Below are 20,945 nucleotides of genomic sequence, written 5' to 3'. Positions count from 1 at the left end.
AAGGATAGAACATGAAATTTAAGACCTTGGCGCTTTCATGCGCGGTTGCTTTAGGATTAGGTACAACAGCGGTAAACGCGGCTGACAAAGAGATTCGTTTCGACGGTTTCCCTGATTTCGATAGCAGCCTGAAGGTATTACTGCCTGATTTCGAAAAGGAAACAGGGATTAAAGTTGATTACCTTATGAATAACCACGGTGACCACCACACAAAACTAACGACTAACCTAGCAACGGGTTCTGGTGCAGGTGATGTGATTGTTGTGGACGTTGAGAAAATCGGTCCATTCGTTGGCTCTGGCGGCCTAGTTAACCTATCTGAAAACTACGGTGCAGATAAATACGAAGAACGATTCGCACCTTACGCATGGGCACAAGGCAAAGGCGCTGACGGTGACATGTACGGAATCCCTGTCGACCTTGGTCCAGGTGTTATGTATTACCGTACCGACGTGTTTGAAAAAGCCGGCATCAATGTAGAAGACGCAATCAAAGATTGGGATTCATACATCGCTGCGGGTGAAAAACTGAAAGAGCAAAACGTACAACTTATCGCTTCAGCAGCCGACGTGGCACAAGCGATCATCTTCACCACAGTTCCTGAAGGCGAAGGTCTTTACTTTGATAAAGATGGCAACCCAGTTGTGACATCTGAGCGTTTTGTTCACGCTTTTGAAGTAGCAAAAGAGATTCGCGACAAAGGCTTAGACGGTCGCATTCTGGCTTGGTCTAACGAATGGTACGAAGGCTTCCGCAACGGCACATTTGCAACTCAACTTTCTGGCGCTTGGCTACTTGGTCACCTAAACAACTGGATCGCTCCTGAAACCAAAGGTAAGTGGGCGGTAGAAAACCTGCCTGATGGCATCTACGGCAGCTGGGGTGGTTCATTCCTATCGATTCCAACTCAATCTGACAACCCAGATGAAGCATGGGCACTTATTGAATACATGACGACGGATCGTGATGTTCAACTTAAGCACTTCGAAACGATTGCGGCTTTCCCTGCGAACGTAACGACATATGACGATGAGCTTTTTCAAGAAGAGATGGAATTCCTAGGTGGACAGAAAGCACGTCTACTATTTGCTGAAGTGGCACAGAACATCAAGCCAGTATCTCCAGCTCAAGGCGACCACGTAGCACGTTCTATTATTTTAGAGAACGCATTGATGGAAGTGCTTGATGAAGGCAAGGACATCGAGACAGCACTTAAAGAGGCAGAGCGCCTAATCAAGCGTCGTACGCGTAATCTTTAATTTGTTATTACTTTGAGTAAGTGAGGAAGCGTGGACAACGCGCTTCCTTTTTTAAGAGGTCGTTACTATGAATCATACAGCGAGCACAACTATAGAACCTTCGGAGCAAAGCTTTTTTTCTCGTCTGAATTTGAAAGCGCTTACACCGTATGGATTTCTTCTGCCGTTTCTGATCATTTTTTCTGTATTTGGGATCTTCCCGCTGTTGTTCTCTGTTTATCTTTCGTTCCATGAATGGAACCCTGTGAGGGGTATGGATGCGATGGAGTTTGTGGGTTTTGAGAACTATCACATTGCTTTAACTGACCCATGGTTATGGCGCTCATTAAAGAACACATTATGGTTAGCAATCACGTCAGGTGTGGCTCAGCACTTAGTCGCTATTCCAGTGGCTTACATGTTGGTTTCAATGGGTGACCGTATGCGTCACTGGCTAACATCGGCGTACTTTCTACCGTTCATCACATCAACGGTCGCAGCGTCACTGATTTTCTTCAACATGTACTCTCCTAACTCAGGAATCATTAACCAAACGCTAATGGCACTGGCTGATAGCACACTGTTTGGTTGGGCATTTGCTTGGGTTAACGATTTTCAACCAATCCGCTGGTTAGACGATGCCACTATGGTGAAGCCGTCTATCGCGATCATGGTTTTCTGGAAATACACCGGTTTTAACATCGTCCTTTACACCACAGGTTTAATGACGATTCCTAAAGACATTTTAGAAGCTGCTCGTATGGACGGTGCCAATGCCTTCCGCCGCTTCTGGAACATCTCATTACCAATGATTCGTCCATTCATCTTCTTTGCAATCACCATGACCATCATCGGTAACCTGCAAATGTTTGAAGAACCGTTCGTTCTAACGCGTGGTACAGGTGGTACAGGTCAATCTGGTTTAACTATCTCGATGTACCTCTACAAAGTGGGTTGGGAATGGTTAGAAATGGGCACAGCATCAGCGATTTCATGGCTTCTGTTTGCACTCATCGCAACGTGTACCTTGGTTCAATTTTTATTCTTCGGTAAGAAAGGCTTAGGGGAACATTAAGATGTCGACATCAATTAAGACAAATACCTCACCATTAAGTGGCCTAATGCCAAGCGAACGCACCATGTACATCATGACTAAGATCTTGATGGTCATGCTCGGCATATTACTGATTGTTTCTGCAATCATTACGGTGTTCCCGTTTGTGTGGTCAGCACTGCTTTCAACACGTGACCGTTCGGAAATCTTCGGTTCAGGCATCAGCTTTGCGATTGGCGACAGCCTGATGGTGAACTATGCAAAACTGCTGGAAATCATGCCGTTCTGGAAAGCGATGTTTAACTCGATTTACGTGGCTTTCTTAGGCACCACCATCTCGCTGCTGTTTTGTAGCATGGGTGGCTACGCATTTGCTGTGTTTAAGTTCCGCGGAAAGAACGTGTTGTTCGGCATGCTGGTTGGCTCAATGGCGATTCCGCCTGTGCTTAGCTTGATCCCTTACTTCATGATCGTGAAATTCTTAGGCTTGCTAGATAACCACATGGCGGTATGGCTACCGTTCACAACCACGCCATTTGGTATCTTTTTGATGCGTCAGCACGTGATTGCATCGATTCCTAAAGAGCTATTAGAAGCGGCGAAGTTAGATGGCGCAGGTGAGTTCAGAACGTACTGGAGTGTGGTACTGCCACTGATGAAACCGGCACTAGCAACACTCGCTATCGTGCAGTTCGTCTTCTTCTGGAACATGTTTATGCAGCCTCTTGTTGTGCTGAACAACCCTGACAATTACGTCATCACACAAGCACTACGAAGTGTTCAAGGTATTCCGAATACGCCATGGGGCGCGGTAATGCTAGGTACCACAATTTCTATTTTACCACTCGTGATTACATACCTGTTCGCATCGAAACAGATGATCAGTGGTTTAACGTCCGGCGCAGTTAAAGGTTAGGTTTAAGGGTTATAACAATGAATAAATTTCAACTTCCAAGTGATTCAAAGTTACGCAGTAAGGAATTTGTATTCGGTGTCGCGACATCTTCATACCAAATTGAAGGCGGCGTTGAAGAGGGCGGTCGTACACCGTCTATCTGGGACACGTTTTGTAAGACACCAGGTAAGGTAGATAACGGCGACAGTGGTGATGTGGCGTGCGACCACTACCATCTGTGGCAACAAGATATCGAGATGATTCAAGGCTTAGGTGTTGATGCTTACCGCCTGTCCATTGCTTGGCCACGTATCCTGCCGCAAGACGGTGTGGTGAATCAGCAAGGCCTAGAGTTTTATGAGCAGATCATCGATGAGTGTCATGCTCGTGGGATGAAGGTTTACGTAACGCTTTATCACTGGGATCTGCCGCAATACCTTGAAGACAAAGGTGGTTGGCTGAACCGTGAAACGTCTTACAAGTTTGCAGAATACGCAGAAGTGGTGAGTAACTACTTTGGTGACAAGATTGATGTTTACACAACGCTGAACGAACCGTTTGTGTCTGCATTCCTAGGCTACCGTTGGGGCGAACACGCACCAGGCATCAAGGGTGACAAAGAGGGTTACTTAGCGTCTCACCACCTAATGCTAGGCCATGGTTTGGCGATGCCGATTCTTCGTAAGAACGCGCCTCATGCTAAGCATGGTGTGGTATTTAACGCGACTCCGGCTTACCCACTGACACCGCAAGATCAAGGCGCTGCAGACTACTGTGAAGCAGAGAACTACCACTGGTTCATCGACCCTGTACTGAAAGGTGAATACCCACAGCTAGTTGTCGAGCGCCAAGCGATGAACATGCCGATGATTCTAGAAGGCGATCTAGACATCATCAGTGCACCAGTTGATTACATCGGTATCAATTACTACACACGCAATGTCGCTCGCTTCAACGAGAACGGCGACATTGAATCAGTAAAACAGACTGACGCTGAACACACTTACATCGGCTGGGAGATCAACCCACAAGGTTTAACCGACTTATTGGTAAGACTGGATGCTCGTTACGAAAATATGCCGCCTATCTACATTACAGAGAACGGTGCTGCAGGTAATGACGAGCGTGTTAACGGACAAGTGATGGATGACCAACGTGTTCGCTACTTCCAAGGCCACATCGAAGCAGTTCACAACGCAGTTGAAGCCGGTGTGAAAGTGGATGGTTACTTCGCTTGGAGTCTGATGGATAACTTTGAGTGGGCATTCGGCTACTGCCAACGTTTTGGCATCGTCCATGTTGATTACACCACTCAAGAAAGAACACTGAAACAGAGCGCAATTGCGTACCGAAACATGCTTCAAGAGCGCGCTGAGGAGAACAGATAATGGCTAAAGTAGAATTTAAGAACATCAAAAAATCATTCGGCGATGTTGAAGTTGTAAAAGAGTTTGATTTTACGGTTGAAGACGGCGAGTTCGTGGTTTTCCTTGGCCCATCTGGCTGTGGTAAGTCGACAACACTACGCATGCTTGCAGGCCTAGAGAGCATCAGCTCTGGTGATATCGTCGTTGGTGGCAAAGTGATGAACAAGGTCGATGCTAAAGATCGTGACTTAGCGATGGTATTCCAAAGCTACGCGCTGTACCCACACATGACGGTGCACGAGAACATCGCTTTTGCTCTAAAACTGAAAGGCATGCCGAAAGCGGAAATCGACGTAGAAGTACTAAAAGCGGCGAAGATGCTAGAGCTTGATCCACTACTGAATCGTAAGCCAAAAGAACTTTCTGGTGGTCAGCGTCAGCGTGTAGCAATGGGCCGAGCGATGGTTCGTACACCTAAAGTGTTCTTGTTTGATGAGCCGTTATCTAACCTAGATGCAAAACTTCGTGGTGTGATGCGAGAAGAGATCAAACACCTACACCGTGAACTTAAAACCACCACGATCTACGTAACACACGATCAGATCGAAGCGATGACGCTAGCAGATCGCATCGTGATCCTAAAAGACGGCTACGTTGCTCAAGTGGGCACACCAACCGAGGTTTTCCAACGCCCAGCCAATAAGTTTGTCGCGCAATTCATTGGTAACCCGTCAATGAACATGTTGGAAGCGAAATTGATTGAAAAAGAGAGTGAGTACTTCGTTGAACTTGGCGATGTTCATATCCCACTGCCAGATCGCTTTAAGTCTCTGGCCTCTAAAAACTTAGCGCTTCACTTTGGTGTTCGTCCAACAGATATCCACCTTCGTGCTGAGCAAGTCGACCACGATCGCGTACTGCCATTCCCTGTGAAAATTAAAGACAAGGAACTACTTGGCGCGAGCATTCTTCTGAAAACAGAAATTGGTGGTCAACCGCTGATGGTTGAAACCCAAGCCGCTGAAGTGGATGTGAAAGAGCTGACACTTTACTTGGACTTGGATGCTTTCCACCTGTTTGATGCACTGAGTGAGAACTCGCTAGCGAGCTAGTCAATTACGAGCTAGCCAGTCAATTCAAATCAGCCATTGAGCTGACACCAACCAACTTACGACAAATTGTTTTGGCTCCTCCTGATTTGGGAGGGGCTAGGGATAGTGATGATGAAATTCGGATATTTTGACGATAAAAACAAAGAATACGTAGCAACCACACCGTGCACACCGATCAAATGGTGTAATTATGTAGGCACATTAGATTTCGGTGGCATTGTTGATAGCAACGGCGGTGTGCTGTTGTGTAAGGGCGATCCGGCACTCAACCGTATCACTAAGTACATTGCACAACTGCCAAACTCTGATTTTAAAGGCTCGACCCTTTACCTAAAAGTGCGTGATGAAGCGGGCAACGTAGAGGTGTTCTCACCTTTTTACACGCCGACTCTGAAGCCGCTTGATAAGTTTGAAAACCACACAGGTTTGTCTTACACCACCATCATTGCAGAAGCGTTTGGTGTGTGTTGTGAAGCGACTTTCTTCGTGCCAAAAGCTGACCAAGTACTGCTACAAGACATCAAAGTGACCAACATTTCAGACAAAGCACTGCACGTTGATGTGGTGCCTGTATACGAGTTCACACACTTTGATGCACTTAAGCAACTACTGAATGCAGACTGGGTGCCACAAACCATGACGCTTAAAGCGCACCAACAAGAATCGGGTCATACCGTGCTTGAGCAGTATGCTTTTATGAAGCGTGACTACGCGGTGAACCTGATGACAGCGGATCGCCCTGCGACGTCTTTTGATGGTGACCGCCAATCGTTCCTAGGTAATTTGGGCTACGGTACATGGGCAGCGCCAGAAGCACTAAACAATGATGAACTAGGCAACACCGAGTGTCTGCGTGGCGACAATATTGGTGCGCTTAACCTGCGTTTGGGTTGGTTATCTCCAGAGAAGACTGAACGTACGATTGTACAAATCGCACAAGAGCAGAGCCTAGAAGCAGCACTGCCTCTATTGGCTAAATACCGTGACCATCAAGTGGTCGATTCGGCTTTCGCTGAACTGGCTGAACATTGGGATGGTTACCTACAAGCGGTTCAGGTTGAAACGCCAGATCCGGCAATGAACTCGATGTTGAACGTACATAACCCACGCCAATGTCACACCACCAAAAACTGGTCTCGTTATTTGTCTCTGTATCAGCTTGGCTATGGCGCACGTGGCATCGGTTTCCGTGATTCTTCGCAAGATACTTTAGGCGTAATTACTCACATGCCAGAAGAAGCGCGCGAGTTCATTGAGCGCTTACTATCAGTGCAAAACATCAATGGTTCTGCGATGCACCAGTTCTTCCCATCAACCATGGAAGCGAACGCTGGTGACTCACGTGAAGAGGAAGATCGCCCGGATTACTACGGTGACGATCATCTGTGGATCATCTACGCAGTGACCCAATATGTGAAAGAGACAGGCAATGCCGATTTCTTGAACAAAGATATTCCGTTCTACCAAAAAGACAAAGCGGGCAACCCTGTGGAAACAGGTATCGTTTGGGATCACTTGTGTCGCGCGATCGAGTTTACCTACACCAATACGGGTGAGCACGGCCTACCGTTATTAGGTTTTGCAGACTGGAATGACACGGTGAACCTGCCAACGGGTGCTGAGTCGATGATGGTCGCTAACATGTACGGTAAAGCCCTGCTTGATATGCTCGACCTTTGTGAGCTACGTGGTGAGGAACAACTAACAGCTCAGTTCAAAGAGCAATACCAACAAATGCAGAGCACAGTGAATGAGTGCGGTTGGGATGGCGAATGGTTTGTGCGTTACTTTGATGAGCAAGGCATGCCAATTGGCTCTCATAAGAATGAACAGGGACAGATCTACACTAACGGTCAAAGCTGGCCTGTGATTTCTGGTTTTGCGACGCAAGAGCGCGCTACACAAGCGCTAGATTCGGTTTACAACAAGCTGAACACGACCAATGGTATCAAGCTTTCAACTCCTGGTTACAACGGCTTTGATCCACAACTTGGTGGCGTTTCGACATATCCACCGGGTGCGAAAGAGAACGGCGGCATCTTCCTGCATTCAAATCCATGGGTGATGATCGCAGAAGCGAAAATGGGAAATGGCGAGCGTGCTTACGAGTACTACCGTCAAATTAACCCGGCTTCGAAGAACGACGACATTGATACCTTCGAATCGGAGCCATACTGCTATCCACAAAACATCTTGGGTGACGAACATAAACAGTTCGGCTTAGGTCGTAATGCATGGCTGTCTGGTACTTCATCTTGGACATACGTTGCGGGTACACAGTGGATTCTGGGTGTTCGACCTGAAATTGATGGCTTGCTGGTGGATCCTTGTATTCCGGCTGAGTGGCCTGAATTCAAAGTCCGTCGTCAGTTCCGTGGTGCGACTTATCATATTCATGTCACGAACCCGAATAACGTGTGTAAGGGCGTGGTTGAGATGAAGGTCAATGGTGACCTGATTTCAGGCAATAAAGCACCGGTATTTACATCGGGTGAGCACACGGTAGAAGTGGTTTTAGGTTAACAAAGAGAAGGGCGCTTTATGCGCCCTTTATTGCTCTTTCGTTTGGTTATTTTGGTTGATAGGTGGCTTGGCATTGCCAAATGAAGGTTTGAGACTGGTTCGGGCTAAGGGTTAATAAGCCAATCTGGTTATTGAATGCATCGGCAGGGCAAGTCATGGGCTCTATTGCAATACTTTGCTCACTTGTTGGAGTGTAGAGCTGAACAAATGGGTAGCTCGCGTCTTGTTGATAATGAATTGCAGCTGATGAATCTGAACGTGTCAAAGTCAGTTGGTTGGTTGTCTTAGAGTCAAATTCAAAGCAGTGGTTTAGGCTTTGACTGGTCAGGGAGTCATCCAAAGACAAACGGTCAAAAGCCTGTTTTTCACCATTGGGTAGGTCGTTCTCATGTACGACCTCAGCGCAAGGCGACATAGTCAATTCACACTGTTCTAGGTCATTGCCGAGCGAGAAATAAGGGTGCCAAGCATCACCGAATGGGAAGGCGAAATCACCACAATTAGAGACAGTTGTTGAGCAAGAGAGCTTACCCGTTGTGTCGATGGTGAAGGTAGTTTCAAGGTTAAAAGCAAACGGGAAAGCAGGGTGCAAAGATGATGTCTGATATTGCAGCGTCACACTGGCTGACTGATCATTGGCCACGCTGTTTGTGATTGAAAAAGGTTGGTTGTAGAGCAGGCCATGTACGGCGTGATCAGACCAAGGAAAGTTAGCTGGGAGTTGATGGTTTTGGTTGTCGAAACTGTAGCGACCTAAGTTTAAACGGTTTGGAAAAGGAAATAATTTAGCACTGCGGGAAAAGAACGGATGTTGGTTGATCAGTTCATCATAATTCTGATAGCCACAAATAAACGAGAATGGACTGTTATTTACAATGTATTTATTTATAACAGCACCAAACCCATTGATTATTTGAAGTTCTATACCATGCTGCTGATTTATTAATGTGACAGAGTCAATATTTCCAAATTTTTCATTTATAATTTTAAACATGTTGATGTCTCCATTTTTGAAAGATATTAACAAGAAGAAAAAAATATTCAATGGCGGTTTTAACATGAATAATAAAATTCCATATTCAAGCTATTCAGGAAATTCAGAACACTTGTGTAAAAAAGGTGATGCAGTTGAATTTATTCAACCTTGGTACACGCCAATTTCTACGACACCAGAAAATACAGGTATGGCGATCGGTGGTATCGGTAATACCTTTACACTGACGCCAAATGGTAACACGCCAAACTTCAGTTTTATTCCAGGAATATTTGTCGATTGCTCAGAGCAAGTTGTTAATTTTAATGATTTTTATGCGTCAGTGATGGATGTGCCGACCATTGAAGCGCTTCAGGTTGTTAACGAGCAAGAGCTTAGTGTTCATCTGAATTTTTACCCAGCGCTATTCGATGGAAAGAAGATAGATAAAGAAAACATTTCTAATGCGATTAACATCATTCGTAACGCATTAAAAACTGGCAACTTCTATAAAGAAAATAGAGAGAGCTTTATAAAGTGGAATGTTGAGTTTTCTAATAAGACTCAATTATTAATTGAGTCGGATTCATCGTCGATTATTTGTCAATTATATGTAGCCTTAGATTTCTTTAATGGATTATTAATAAATGATACAACGAGACAGCTATCACTAACTGCGGGAAATAATAGTGATATAGAAAGTGTTAATGGTAGCGATATCGAATATAAGGCTTTATATCCATTAGCTGAATATAAATATAATAGTTTTGATGGTATTAATATAAAGCGAAAGGTAGTCTCGCCGATCGTTAAAGAGGATAAGCGCCTCTGTTCTATGCCGATGCACTGGAACCACTTCCAGATTACTAATGAATCACAGCAAACACGCGTGATTACTCTTGCTCAACCTCTACAAAACTTGATTGGTTCAACCTACCGAAAAGGTCGTGATGGGATTCAAGATTCGGCGTGTACCTTATCTCAAAACCCGATTGCTCAGCAGCATAAAGCGGTGAAGGTCAATGATGAAAGCCACGGTTTTACCGGTGTTCAGCTCACTAGTCAGTCCCCTTATCAAAGTGACATTGAGGGTGAGGTGGTGTTTGGTGTTCAAGCCGAAAACCGTTTGACTAAATCTGGCAAGGTATCGGTGTCTGTTAAGCCAACGCTTTATACTTCGAAAGTGACCCAGCAAACTGAGTTCGCACTGAAAACAGGCCGTACTAATACAGAATTCCAAACTGGGATCTACACTGGGCGCGAAGCATTGAGTGCATTGGTCGTGGTTCAGGTTGAGTTGGAGCCGGGCGAATCCGTTGACCTGCGTTTCGCACAGGTGATGGCATACAGTAAAGTGATGCTCAATGGCTGGCACTCAGACAAGGCTTACACGCAATTCTACCCACAAGCAAAGCCTGCCTTACCGATGTTACAAGATGTTTTGCCAAAGCTTGAGGTGATTGAGCAGAAGATTATTGAGCAACAGACCGCTTTCCTAGAGCAAGCTCAAAGCAAAATATCACAGCCTGAATCAGCGCTACGCTATGCGACGATGGCGATGAACTCACTATCGTTTTTAGCCGAATCTACGGTATGGGATAAAGAAGATAAGTTCCTAGTGAAAGAGTGTGTTGATTACCCATTCTTTAATTCACTGGATGTGTATTTTTACGGCTCATTTTCACTGCTTTACTTGCTGCCGGAGCTTGATGGCTGCGTAATGAAAGAGTTCTCAAAAGCGATTTTGGCTGAAGACTTTACTCAGCGCCGTTACTGGGAATATGAAGCGACACCGAATGCTGAATTGATTGATGAAAAGTACCAAGGTGTGCGTGCAATTCGAGGTGCAGTAATCCACGATTTGGGTAGCCCGTTCGACATTCAGCCTGACGCGTATAGCTGGCATAATGTTAAGGAATGGAAGGACTTAGCACCGAAATACATTCTAATGGTGTACCGTCACTACCAAAACACACAAGATATGTCTGTGGTTAAAGAGTGCTGGCAGGCTGTGACTGAGAGTATCGATTTCTTGTCGAACTTGATTGCTGAAGGTGACGATTTACCGCTAACCCGAGGTACAGACGACACCTTCGATAACCTCGCTTCTCATGGTATCTCTATTTACTGTGCGAGCCTCTGGGTTGCCGGCCTTCAAGCTGCAAGTGAGCTTGCAAAGTTGATGGGCGAACACGATCTAGGCGCGGGTTACCTAACACGTTCGAAAAAGGCATTAGCAACAGTTGAGCAGAGCTTGTGGGATGAGAAAGAAGGTTATTACCACTTCTTTGTGACGCCTGTCCAAGCCAAGCATCTTACCGGTGAAGGTTATCAAGCTTTGGAAACTCTGGGGCTAGTTTTAACGGGTGATGCGATTGCCGATAAGAATATGCTTAACGACTATCTAAACCAAACCGATACTTCAATAAACATCAATAAGGTAGCTCAAAGAGTCTCTAAGAAACGCTTATTGAGTGAGACAGCGCCTCAAGCCTTTACTAAAGAGTATCTAGAGCTAGTACCCGATTCAGACAATAGCTTTGGTGATGCACTGCTTGCAGATAGCTATCTCAAACTGATTGGCCTAGAGGGTATTTTCCCGCAACAGCGCATTCAGCGTGCATTGGACTATGTTTATAAACATAACTTCGAGATTAACAGCCCTAAACTTGGGGTAGCGAACATGACGCTCGCCGATGGTTCGCCGCATGAGGCTTTTCAGGCGCAAGACGTGTGGATCGGCGTGCAGTTTAGTGTCGCAACTGCGTTGAGCCTAGCGGGTAAATCGCAGCAAGCAGAAACATTGATGGATACCGTGTATACCGCGTTGTATGACTATTCAAAAATTCCATTTGCCGCACCAGAAGGGTTCAACTGTTCTGTCTCTTTCACTGAGCAAGATCTTACAGAATCTTTTGAATTGTCACAAAATGATGCGAAAAAGTGGCTTACTGCACTTAAATTGCAAAAGTGTGTGCTGTCTGACGGTCGAGTTAATCCTGAGCTGACTAAAGACAGTGATAAATTTGTTAGTATGCTGCAAGGCGAAATTTCAGCGGAGCAAGCTACGGTTCTTCACAAGTGGCTTCTGAGCACTGGTTTGAAGTATACCGCAGGTCGCTACTTCCGACCGGGGATGATTTTCGCCTACTTATATTAATTAAATAGTATGAGTTTCAACTTAAGCAATGTTGAGTTGAAACTGATGGGGAGCTTTAGGGCTCCCCTTAATGTCACTGGGTTAGGGTATCGAGATGCGCACTAAAACTAAAAAAACCACCGTATACGATGTAGCGAGGCTAGCTGGCGTTTCACCAAGCACGGTTTCTCGTTTTCTTAATCGAACAACCTATGTGTCGGATGATAAAAGCCAAAATATCGAACAGGCGATCAAAGACACCGGCTACAAACCAAATTTTCAAATGCAGGAGAACATTAATCGCCGTTCACTCACGATAGGCGTCTTGGTACAACACCCTGACAGCCCTTATACCAGCCGCATCCTCAACGATATGGAGAAAACCCTGATAGCTCAAGGCTATTCGTTAGTGATAGCAACCGGACATTGGCAAAAAAAGCTCGAGATACACGCCTTAGAGTATCTGGCTAAGAGCAATGTCGATGGCATGATCATCGTGACAGGCAGCATTACCAAAGAAGACATCGCGAAGTATGCGCAAGACATTCCGGTGGTTGCGGTGGGCTATGACATGGTTGCAGATAATGTTCGCTCAATTAACATTGATAATGTGTTGGGTGGTTACATGGCAACCCTCCACTTGCTCCAACAGGGGCATGTGAATATTGCTCATATCAAAGGGCTTTCAAGTCAGCCAGACGCAGGTAATCGTTTTGAAGGCTATAAGAAAGCGCTTCAAGAAGCGGGCATTAAGGTGATGCCAAAGCTCGTCAAGCAAGGGGATTTCAGTAGTGAAACTGGCTATGAGAAAACCGTGGAATTAATTGAATCTAAGATTCATTTTTCTGGCCTGTTTGCCGCCAATGATCAAACGGCTTACGGTGCGATTAAGGCGCTCCATGATCACGGTTACAAAGTGCCAGAAGATGTGTCTGTGATTGGGTTTGATGACTTGCCAACGTCAAAGTATTTCACACCCGCGTTAACAACATTAAGGCAGCCAATTGAAGAGATTGGCGAGGTGTGTGCTCAGTCGATCTTGAACTTGTTATCTGGTGAGAGGCATGAAGCGCGATTGCCACCCATTGATTTAATTGTCAGAGAGTCGACCAAATCTTTGTATCGTTAGTTGTGAAGTGTTTGAATCGTAGGGAGTGCACGTTATTTCCCTTCAGAAACGAAAAATGTCGCATCCATGCGACATTTCTCTTTTGGCGGCCAAACCAGTTTTGCTATATTCATTCTAGAGTGCAATCCATTAGGAGATTATTCAGAATGTACTTATAAGACGCTGTTAATCTTGATTAGTTCCCTTTAAGCGGCATTTTTTTCCGAATTATTTTCTAAATCGAATGACGCTGCGATGAGTTTCTTGGTGTAGTCGTTTTTCGGCGCATTGAAAATCTCTTCTGCAGACCCTTCTTCCATCACTTCACCCTTCTGCATCACCAATACACGATCCGAAAGTGCTTTGACTACCGAAAGGTCGTGGCTGATGAATAGGAAGCCGATATTGTGCTTAGTTTGGATGTCTTTGAGCAGGTCAATCACGGTCAGTTGTACTGAGCGATCGAGAGCTGACGTCGGTTCATCCAATAGTATGAAAGAGGGCTCAAGAATCAACGCACGAGCAATCGCGATACGTTGTCTTTGTCCGCCAGAGAACTCATGCGGGTAGCGGTTGATTGAGTTTGGCTCCAGACGAACCTCAATCAGTGCTTTACGAGCTCTTTCTAAACGTTCTTGTTTTGACAAGTGAGGTTGATGCACCGTTAAGCCTTCGGTGATGATCTCCCCAACCGTCATACGTGGCGATAAAGAACCATAAGGGTCTTGGAATACCATTTGAACATCTTTTTTCAGGTTATGACGCTGCTTGTCGTTGAGTAAGCTGACGTCTTGTCCCTTATAAACAATACGACCTGAGCTTGGCAATAAGCCGATTAACGCACGTCCAAGAGTTGATTTACCTGAACCTGACTCACCCACAATACCGAGGGTTTCACCTTGTTTTAGGTTCAACGAGATGCCTTTCACCGCTTCAAAGTACTGGTTTTTTGACTTAATGAAGTGCGGTTTCACCAAGAACTTAACGCGAATATCTTCAGCAGACAGAAGCTCTGGCGCTGCGGCGCTTACCGGATCTTTCGCCCCTTTAGGTATCGAGTTAATGAGCATTCGTGTGTAGTCATGTTTAGGATTGTCGAACAGAGATTGAGTCATCCCTTCTTCTACGAGTTCACCTTTACACATCACTAGCACGCGATCGGCGAAGTGTCTCACCACACCTAAGTCATGGGTGATGAACAAAATTGCCATGCCCATCTTGCCTTGGATCTCTTTGATAAGAGAAAGCACTTCAGCTTGAACCGTTACATCGAGTGCTGTTGTCGGTTCGTCCGCAATCAGGATATCCGGTTCATTAATCAGCGCCATTGCAATCATGATGCGTTGCAACTGACCACCCGAAAATTCGTGAGGGTACTTGGTGTACGACTTTTCTGGCATTGGTAAGTGCACAAGATTAAACAGTTCAATCACTCGCTGTTTGGCTTGAGACTTTGACACTTTACGGTGACACATAATGGCTTCTGCCACTTGAATACCGACGCGCAGATATGGGTTCAAAGATGTCATCGGCTCTTGAAAGATCATGCCGATTCTGTCGCCACGAATCGACTGCATTTCACGCTCTGATTTTTCGAGAACAGACTCGCCTTCAAACTCAATTTGAGACTGAGGATCAATAATGGCGTTGTCTGGAAGTAGACGCATCAGTGCGTTAGAAGAGACAGATTTACCAGAACCTGATTCACCAACAATGGCCAAGGTTTCGCTAGATTTAAGGGTAAAGTTAACCTTTTTCACCGCATCAACGATTCCATCGTTGGTTTTGAAGCTAACGGAGAGGTTATTGACTTTAAGAAGAGCCCGGTCCGACATGATATATCCTTATCAATTTAAGACGTTTGGTGAAGATTGAACTTCTGACGTTGTTTTAAGTTGCCCAAAATGGTGATGAGCACGTTGAATTTGTTCTAGTTCGAGCATCCAATGTGAACTGCGTTGCGCGCTACAAAATGCGATTAAGTGGTTAAGTAGATCTTCACTCTGCTTTTCCAGTAACCCGTGGGTGCGTTGAATCAGCTCTGTGCTCTCAAGAGAGATAAATTGCATTAACGCATAAGACTGATTCAATGTATCAAAGGCTTGTTGGTGTTGCCCTAAACGGTTGAGAATCTCAGATTGAGCCACGCTTGCATCTCTGAGTCCTGCAAGTAGACAGGCAAATTGGCAAGGCTTGATATCGCTTTGGTATGCCGCATCTTGAATGTGGTGAGGAAGAGAATTGAGAACATCACCATAAAGGCGCTGTGCTTCTGGCCAGTGACCTTGCTCCATTAACTGCTCAGCTTTTAGGTAGTGCATCCAGCATCGTTCAATTTCCATATCCACATCCTCGATTTATAATATTTTAAAATGTTAATGATATTTATTATCAATTGCAAATTAAAATCATTCAGATGTTAGGTTTGGTGAATTAAATGGCTTGTTATTCGTAAAATTGCATTAAATTGTGTGTTATTTGTTCGGTTGAACAGCGATGTAGCGTAAGTCACTAAATTTATAGGCAATTACATCTACACTGAATTTATCTACACCCAAGAAATAAAGGACTAAGGAGGCGGCGATGGCGATTCAAAGACTCAATGCAGAACAACTGTATCAGGTAGCAGAACTCGAAAAGCTACCATGCAAGTCGACCAAAGAACTGGCTCCAATTGACGAAATCGTCGGGCAAGAACGTGCGCAAAAAGCCGTTGAGTTCGCGATGTCAATTAAGGAAAAGGGTTACAACATTTATGCGATAGGACGCAATGGTCTGGGCAAGCGCACCATGATCTTGCGTTATCTCAACCGACACACTCATGAAGTGGAGGAGCTTTTTGACTGGTGTTACATCGCGAATTTCGAAGATATTCGCACACCTAAGGTATTGAAACTTCCGCGTGGCGTGGGAAGTAGCTTAAAGCAAGATATTGAAAAGCTGATGCGCAAACTCATCAAAGCGATGCCACTCGCGTTCGACAATGAGATGTACTTCAGCCGTGCTGATCGATTAAAGAATCAGCTAGCAGCCAAGCAACAAGCAGCGTTAGAAGCGATTAGCCAAGAAGCAAAAAAGAACGGCGTGAACCTGACGATCACCACTCAAGGTGATTACCAATTTGTGGCGATGAACGGCGACGAGCTTCATACCGAAGAGAGCTTTGACTTGCTGTCACCTGAAGAGCAAGATCAGTTTGATAAAACCATCGATGCGCTGGAAGTTGGACTGCGAACCATTTCTCGTGAACTGACGGAGCTTGAAGAGACGTATACTGAAAAGATTCAAAAGCTTAATGATGATACGGCGCGAGATGTGATAACGCACTTCATCAAGCAATTGAAGAAGGATTACAGCCAATACCCAGACATTAAAAAGTACCTAACCGCACTGCGTAAAGACATCGTCGATAACGCTGATATTTTCTTAGAAGAGAGTACTGAGCAGGCCGAAGTTGCGACGGCTTCTTTGGATAAGAAAATGCCGCGTCGTTACAAAGTGAACGTGATTGTGAGCCAGAAGGAAGACACTCTACCGATTGTGGTCGAGGAGAATCCGAACTATCACTCTCTGTTTGGTTATGTAGAAACGGCAACCTTTAAAGGCACTGTATTTACTGATTTCTCATTGATTCGTGCAGGTAGCTTACATCGAGCGAACGGTGGCGTGCTGTTGATGGACGCGGTAAAAGTGCTAGAGCAACCTTACGTATGGGAAGGCCTGAAGCGTGCGCTGCGCTCTCGTCAGTTAAGCTTCACTTCATTAGAGAAAGAGGTGACGTTAACGGGAGCGGTATCGCTCGACCCAGAACCTATTCCTCTGGACGTTAAGATCATCTTGTTTGGTGACTATCGCACATACCAACTGCTGCAGCATTATGATGCGGAGTTTGGTGAGCTGTTCCGTGTGACGGCCGACTTTGAAGATGAGATGAAGCGGACTGCTGACTCTGAAATGCATTATGCGCGCTTCATTTCGAGCATCGTCCATGACAACAACATGCTCCACTGTGACCGCAAGGCGATTGCTCGCATCATTGAACACAGTTCTCGTCAGGCGGGTGACCAAGGTAAGTTGTCACTGCACTCAGCACACATTGCTAATCTGCTTCGTGAATCCAACTACGTTGCGAGAGGTTCGAAATCGAATCTGATTCGCGCATCGCACGTCGACCAAGCGTTATCGAACCAACAGATGCGTGTTGGACGACTGCAAGACAGCGTAATGGAAACCTTTACCAACGGCACAACTTTGATTCATGTCGATGGTAAAGCTGTAGGGCAGGTCAATGCGCTGTCGGTATTAAGCACAACGGATCACATGTTTGGTGCGCCAAACCGAATCACGGCAACCACCGCTTATGGTGACGGTGAAGTGATTGATATTGAAAGAAACGTAGACCTTGGTGGCAGCATTCACTCGAAAGGGGTGATGATCTTGTCGGCATATCTCTCTTCTGTGTTTGGTAAGACGGCTAAAGTCCCGCTTACTACTAACATCACTTTCGAGCAGTCATATGGTGGCGTTGATGGCGATAGTGCGAGTATGGCGGAATTCTGTGCCGTTGTATCTGCATTCTCTAAGCAGCCAAACCGTCAAGACATTGCGATTACCGGCTCGATGAACCAGTTCGGTGAGTCTCAGCCAATTGGTGGGGTGAACGAGAAGATTGAAGGCTTCTTTGATGTATGTGAAATAAAAGGTCGTTCTAATGAGCAAGGGGTTATCATCCCGCGCTCTAATGTTCATAACCTGATGCTGCGCAGTGACATCGTTAAAGCGGTGGAAAAGGGCGAGTTCAATATCTGGGCGATTGATCATGTGACAGAGGCGATTGAGCTGTTCACGGGTAAAGCCGCTGGTGAACCGAGTGATGAGGGAAGCTACCCAATCGATACTATCTTTGGTATCGCTCAGGCTAAACTCAACGCACTGCGTAAATAGCTTAACGCTTTAAGTAGATTAGCTAAATAACCGTTAACCTTAAACGAAACAGCCATCGATATTATCGATGGCTGTTTTTTTGATTCTTACAATCTCTAGCGCTTAAGCGTTACGCAAACGAAGTTTGGTGCCGTCGAACTTCAGCTTACTGAGCAGGTTTTTGGCATTGGCCTTACCGATATCATCAAATTCGACACCATAACGCGCATAGTGCGTTGATCTTTGCAGATTACACACAATCCCTCTAAGTGGCGGAATCAGCGGACCATTGTAGTTCTCGGGTGTAATTTCGATAGAGACTCGGTCGGCAACTTGAATTGGACGAGAGGTTGGCGATGTGACAAAGCGACAGCCACTCTTCGAGAGGTCTCTGATCTCGCAGTTCATGCGTTGATCATCAAAGATCACGCGAGAGCTTAGGTTCACTTCATAGCGCGTTTCTTTACGCAGTTGCGTGACTTGCATGGTACTTGGCGTGGAAAGCACGATGATAGGAAAGGGTTCGCCAATGGTGTGGTGAATCTGAGACCTAAAGTGGATCAGAGCACCTTCGCCTCGCAAAGAGTAGGCACGAGCCGTCATCCAAAAGCCTTCCTGAAAGAAAAAGCGCAGGTCATCACTGGATACTTCCGGCACCTCAATCAGGATACAGTTATCACTGTGAGTGCCGATAAATTTGGTGGTAGCGAGAAACTTGGTGCCAACAGGTGTCGATACATTTAATGTCAGCTCACTGCCATGCTCAATCATAGCCAGCGCATCGGTGCTATTAATAGTGGTGACGGTTCGATTTCGAGGGTCTTGCAGTGCCTGATTATGCTCCAAAGGCTTCTTCAGTGGTGCGTTCATTATAGGTTCTCCATGTGCCAACATGCGTCTGTTAGATATTGATAACTTGCTAACAAGGGGTTGTTACGTGCTAGATTTAGTAGGTGTACTAACGCAATTTATAGAGTGCTTTTAATTGGTTTGAATTTTATTTATAACCACACGCTATAATAATATTTTCTTTGTTTGTAAGTACTTAGTTTTATTTATATGCACTTGCGTTAGTCTATTACAAGGAATTCATACTTCAAACTTTAATTGTTTGTCGTATCCATTATTTGCAGGAGTTGAGAATGCAGGCAGTTAAATGGTATCAAGATGCGAACCAGATCACGGTTGAGTTGGAACCAGATCAATTTGCGGTTGTTAAGTATAAAAAGGATGGCGATGTACTGCATATCACCTCAACTCGAATCCCTGATGAACTGCAAGGCAAGGGTTTTGGTAAGGTGATGATGGAGTCGGTACTCCCTGAAATTGAGCGTGCGGGTTACACAATTATCCCGGTATGCAGTTATGTTGTTCATTACATGAATAGACAGCCACAATGGTCACACCTTTTAGCTGATAAGGCGTAGCAACGAGTTATATGTCTCAATCAATACCTTCAAAACAGTCTGTCGAATCCGATGTTAATTCCAGTCAGCAATCTCCTGAGCTTTATCAAAAAATAGCCACGTCACTCGGTTGCCATCAAGGGTTCGATATTCACGTGATTCAACGCTTGTGGGGTGGGTATGGCGAGTTAGTACGCTTAGTCTTCACAGATAGTAGTGATGCTGGATTCAACAGCGTTATCGTTAAACATGTCGCGTTGCCCGATAAAACTGAACACCCGAAAGGATGGAACACTAAGCTGTCTCATCAGCGTAAAGTGCATTCCTATCAAGTAGAGACAGCGTGGTATCAATCGTTCACTCAACAATGGGATGAGCGCTGCCCCGTGCCTGTGGGTTTGCAATGCGAATTAGCTGAAAACGAATGGCTTATCGTAATGCAAGACTTAGCCGATAGCGGTTTCCCATTAACTTCTCAGTTTGATGTACTGGCCGCTTCTGATGAACCAACTTCAGGCGATCAGCATCATGCTTATACCTCTGTTGAGGTCAAACAGCGAAATGCTTGCTTAAAATGGTTGGCTAACTTTCACGCAAAGCACATCAACATCAATCAAGATCAGTCGGCATCATTGTGGCCAGTCGGTACTTATTGGCATTTAGACACACGTCCTGATGAGCTAAGTGCCTTAGCGGACTTACCTTTGAAACAACAAGCGCAATGTATCGATCGTCTATTGAAAGAGTGTCCGTATCCCACCTTAGTGCACGGCGATGCCAAGCTCGCCAACTTCTGCTTTGATCCTGAAAGTGAAAACGCGGCTGCAGTCGATTTCCAATACGTCGGTCACGGCTGTGCGATGAAAGACGTAGCTCTGTTTATGAGCAGCGCGGTTAGGCCGCAAGATTGCCAAGAGTACGAGCAAGAGGTCTTAGATATTTACTTCCAACATTTGAAAGAAGCATTAGCGCACTATCAGCCTCAGCTCTCATTTGAAGACGTCGAACGCGCATGGCGACCAATGTTTTACGTGGCGTGGGCCGATTTCCAACGTTTCGTAAAAGGCTGGAGTCCAGAGCATTGGAAGATTAACCCGTATACTGAGCAGCTGACCCAAAAGGTTGTCAAACAGTTAGAGAGCTGAGTAATAGGCTTATCGTCAATGGATCAAACAAAAACGCCCAATCATTGATTGGGCGTTTTGGG

15 protein-coding genes are annotated in these 20,945 nt (G+C 45.4%); 11 read left to right on the top strand and 4 right to left on the bottom strand.

Translation table 11 applies throughout. The features are described 5' to 3' along the window. Positions 1-11: 11 nt before the first annotated feature. The 6 genes from OH460_RS00865 (at position 12) to OH460_RS00840 (ending at position 8,189) form a co-directional block, all read left to right on the top strand. The gene (locus tag OH460_RS00865) at positions 12-1,259 is read left to right on the top strand and encodes an ABC transporter substrate-binding protein (protein ID WP_017631102.1); all 1,248 of its coding nucleotides are present in this window, start codon (positions 12-14) and stop codon (positions 1,257-1,259) included. A gap of 67 nt (positions 1,260-1,326) precedes the next feature. Beyond that, positions 1,327-2,313, top strand: a complete 987-nt coding sequence (locus OH460_RS00860; protein WP_050647510.1) for a carbohydrate ABC transporter permease — start codon at positions 1,327-1,329, stop codon at positions 2,311-2,313. Positions 2,314-2,359: 46 nt separating this feature from the next. After that, entirely contained in the window at positions 2,360-3,208 is an 849-nt protein-coding gene (locus OH460_RS00855; RefSeq protein ID WP_017061568.1) for a carbohydrate ABC transporter permease, read from the top strand. A 17-nt stretch (positions 3,209-3,225) separates the two neighbouring features. After that, entirely contained in the window at positions 3,226-4,575 is a 1,350-nt protein-coding gene (locus OH460_RS00850) for a GH1 family beta-glucosidase (protein ID WP_269994167.1), read from the top strand. Beyond that, on the top strand, positions 4,575-5,666 hold the full coding sequence (locus tag OH460_RS00845) for an ABC transporter ATP-binding protein (RefSeq protein WP_269994165.1): 1,092 nt from the start codon (positions 4,575-4,577) through the stop codon (positions 5,664-5,666). The genes OH460_RS00850 and OH460_RS00845 overlap by 1 nt, the downstream gene beginning before the upstream one ends. A gap of 108 nt (positions 5,667-5,774) precedes the next feature. Beyond that, the gene (locus OH460_RS00840; RefSeq protein WP_269994163.1) at positions 5,775-8,189 is read left to right on the top strand and encodes a GH36-type glycosyl hydrolase domain-containing protein; all 2,415 of its coding nucleotides are present in this window, start codon (positions 5,775-5,777) and stop codon (positions 8,187-8,189) included. Positions 8,190-8,235: 46 nt separating this feature from the next. On the opposite strand, the gene OH460_RS00835 is transcribed toward OH460_RS00840, so the two are convergent. Beyond that, the gene (locus OH460_RS00835; RefSeq protein ID WP_269994161.1) at positions 8,236-9,183 is read right to left on the bottom strand and encodes an aldose 1-epimerase; all 948 of its coding nucleotides are present in this window, start codon (positions 9,181-9,183) and stop codon (positions 8,236-8,238) included. 64 nt (positions 9,184-9,247) lie between these two features. Here OH460_RS00835 and OH460_RS00830 point away from each other — a divergent pair, with 64 nt between their 5' ends. Both OH460_RS00830 and OH460_RS00825 read left to right on the top strand, forming a co-directional pair. Beyond that, positions 9,248-12,322, top strand: a complete 3,075-nt coding sequence (locus tag OH460_RS00830; RefSeq protein ID WP_269994159.1) for a GH116 family glycosyl hydrolase — start codon at positions 9,248-9,250, stop codon at positions 12,320-12,322. Positions 12,323-12,416: 94 nt separating this feature from the next. Then, entirely contained in the window at positions 12,417-13,430 is a 1,014-nt protein-coding gene (locus OH460_RS00825) for a LacI family DNA-binding transcriptional regulator (protein ID WP_116871047.1), read from the top strand. 185 nt (positions 13,431-13,615) lie between these two features. Here the strand turns inward: OH460_RS00825 and OH460_RS00820 are convergent, their stop codons facing one another. Together OH460_RS00820 and OH460_RS00815 are read right to left on the bottom strand one after the other, a co-directional pair. After that, on the bottom strand, positions 13,616-15,244 hold the full coding sequence (locus OH460_RS00820; RefSeq protein ID WP_269994156.1) for an ABC transporter ATP-binding protein: 1,629 nt from the start codon (positions 15,242-15,244) through the stop codon (positions 13,616-13,618). A gap of 12 nt (positions 15,245-15,256) precedes the next feature. After that, complete coding sequence (locus tag OH460_RS00815) at positions 15,257-15,751, bottom strand: hypothetical protein (protein WP_008218112.1); 495 nt, start codon at positions 15,749-15,751, stop codon at positions 15,257-15,259. 241 nt (positions 15,752-15,992) lie between these two features. Between OH460_RS00815 and OH460_RS00810 the strand changes: the two genes are divergently transcribed. Next, positions 15,993-18,353 (top strand): Lon protease family protein, encoded by a 2,361-nt coding sequence (locus tag OH460_RS00810; protein WP_269994155.1) that lies wholly within the window; start codon positions 15,993-15,995, stop codon positions 18,351-18,353. 102 nt (positions 18,354-18,455) lie between these two features. Here OH460_RS00810 and OH460_RS00805 read toward each other — a convergent pair whose 3' ends face one another. After that, positions 18,456-19,202 carry a PilZ domain-containing protein gene (locus OH460_RS00805; protein ID WP_061032969.1) on the bottom strand — a complete coding sequence of 249 codons (747 nt, stop codon included), beginning with the start codon at positions 19,200-19,202 and terminating at the stop codon, positions 18,456-18,458. A 272-nt stretch (positions 19,203-19,474) separates the two neighbouring features. Between OH460_RS00805 and OH460_RS00800 the strand changes: the two genes are divergently transcribed. Together OH460_RS00800 and OH460_RS00795 are read left to right on the top strand one after the other, a co-directional pair. After that, on the top strand, positions 19,475-19,759 hold the full coding sequence (locus OH460_RS00800; protein ID WP_269994151.1) for a GNAT family N-acetyltransferase: 285 nt from the start codon (positions 19,475-19,477) through the stop codon (positions 19,757-19,759). 11 nt (positions 19,760-19,770) lie between these two features. Beyond that, positions 19,771-20,883 carry a phosphotransferase gene (locus OH460_RS00795; protein WP_269994148.1) on the top strand — a complete coding sequence of 371 codons (1,113 nt, stop codon included), beginning with the start codon at positions 19,771-19,773 and terminating at the stop codon, positions 20,881-20,883. The last annotated feature ends 62 nt before the right edge of the window (positions 20,884-20,945 follow it).

The sequence above is a fragment of the Vibrio sp. Makdt genome (assembly GCF_027587015.1).
In the GTDB taxonomy this organism is placed as follows: Bacteria; Pseudomonadota; Gammaproteobacteria; order Enterobacterales; family Vibrionaceae; genus Vibrio; species Vibrio chagasii_B.
Note: the sequence above shows the minus strand (reverse complement) of the source record. Positions and strands in the feature narration are given on the sequence as shown.

Excerpts from the sequence above, each read along its gene's own strand:
- OH460_RS00865 (WP_017631102.1), top strand. The coding sequence starts at position 12 with ATGAAATTTAAGACCTTGGCGCTTTCATGCGCGGTTGCTTTAGGATTA.
- OH460_RS00860 (WP_050647510.1), top strand. The coding sequence starts at position 1,327 with ATGAATCATACAGCGAGCACAACTATAGAACCTTCGGAGCAAAGCTTT.
- OH460_RS00855 (WP_017061568.1), top strand. The coding sequence starts at position 2,360 with ATGCCAAGCGAACGCACCATGTACATCATGACTAAGATCTTGATGGTC.
- OH460_RS00850 (WP_269994167.1), top strand. The coding sequence starts at position 3,226 with ATGAATAAATTTCAACTTCCAAGTGATTCAAAGTTACGCAGTAAGGAA.
- OH460_RS00845 (WP_269994165.1), top strand. The coding sequence starts at position 4,575 with ATGGCTAAAGTAGAATTTAAGAACATCAAAAAATCATTCGGCGATGTT.
- OH460_RS00840 (WP_269994163.1), top strand. The coding sequence starts at position 5,775 with ATGATGAAATTCGGATATTTTGACGATAAAAACAAAGAATACGTAGCA.
- OH460_RS00835 (WP_269994161.1), bottom strand. The coding sequence starts at position 9,183 with ATGTTTAAAATTATAAATGAAAAATTTGGAAATATTGACTCTGTCACA.
- OH460_RS00830 (WP_269994159.1), top strand. The coding sequence starts at position 9,248 with ATGAATAATAAAATTCCATATTCAAGCTATTCAGGAAATTCAGAACAC.
- OH460_RS00825 (WP_116871047.1), top strand. The coding sequence starts at position 12,417 with ATGCGCACTAAAACTAAAAAAACCACCGTATACGATGTAGCGAGGCTA.
- OH460_RS00820 (WP_269994156.1), bottom strand. The coding sequence starts at position 15,244 with ATGTCGGACCGGGCTCTTCTTAAAGTCAATAACCTCTCCGTTAGCTTC.
- OH460_RS00815 (WP_008218112.1), bottom strand. The coding sequence starts at position 15,751 with ATGGAAATTGAACGATGCTGGATGCACTACCTAAAAGCTGAGCAGTTA.
- OH460_RS00810 (WP_269994155.1), top strand. The coding sequence starts at position 15,993 with ATGGCGATTCAAAGACTCAATGCAGAACAACTGTATCAGGTAGCAGAA.
- OH460_RS00805 (WP_061032969.1), bottom strand. The coding sequence starts at position 19,202 with ATGAACGCACCACTGAAGAAGCCTTTGGAGCATAATCAGGCACTGCAA.
- OH460_RS00800 (WP_269994151.1), top strand. The coding sequence starts at position 19,475 with ATGCAGGCAGTTAAATGGTATCAAGATGCGAACCAGATCACGGTTGAG.
- OH460_RS00795 (WP_269994148.1), top strand. The coding sequence starts at position 19,771 with ATGTCTCAATCAATACCTTCAAAACAGTCTGTCGAATCCGATGTTAAT.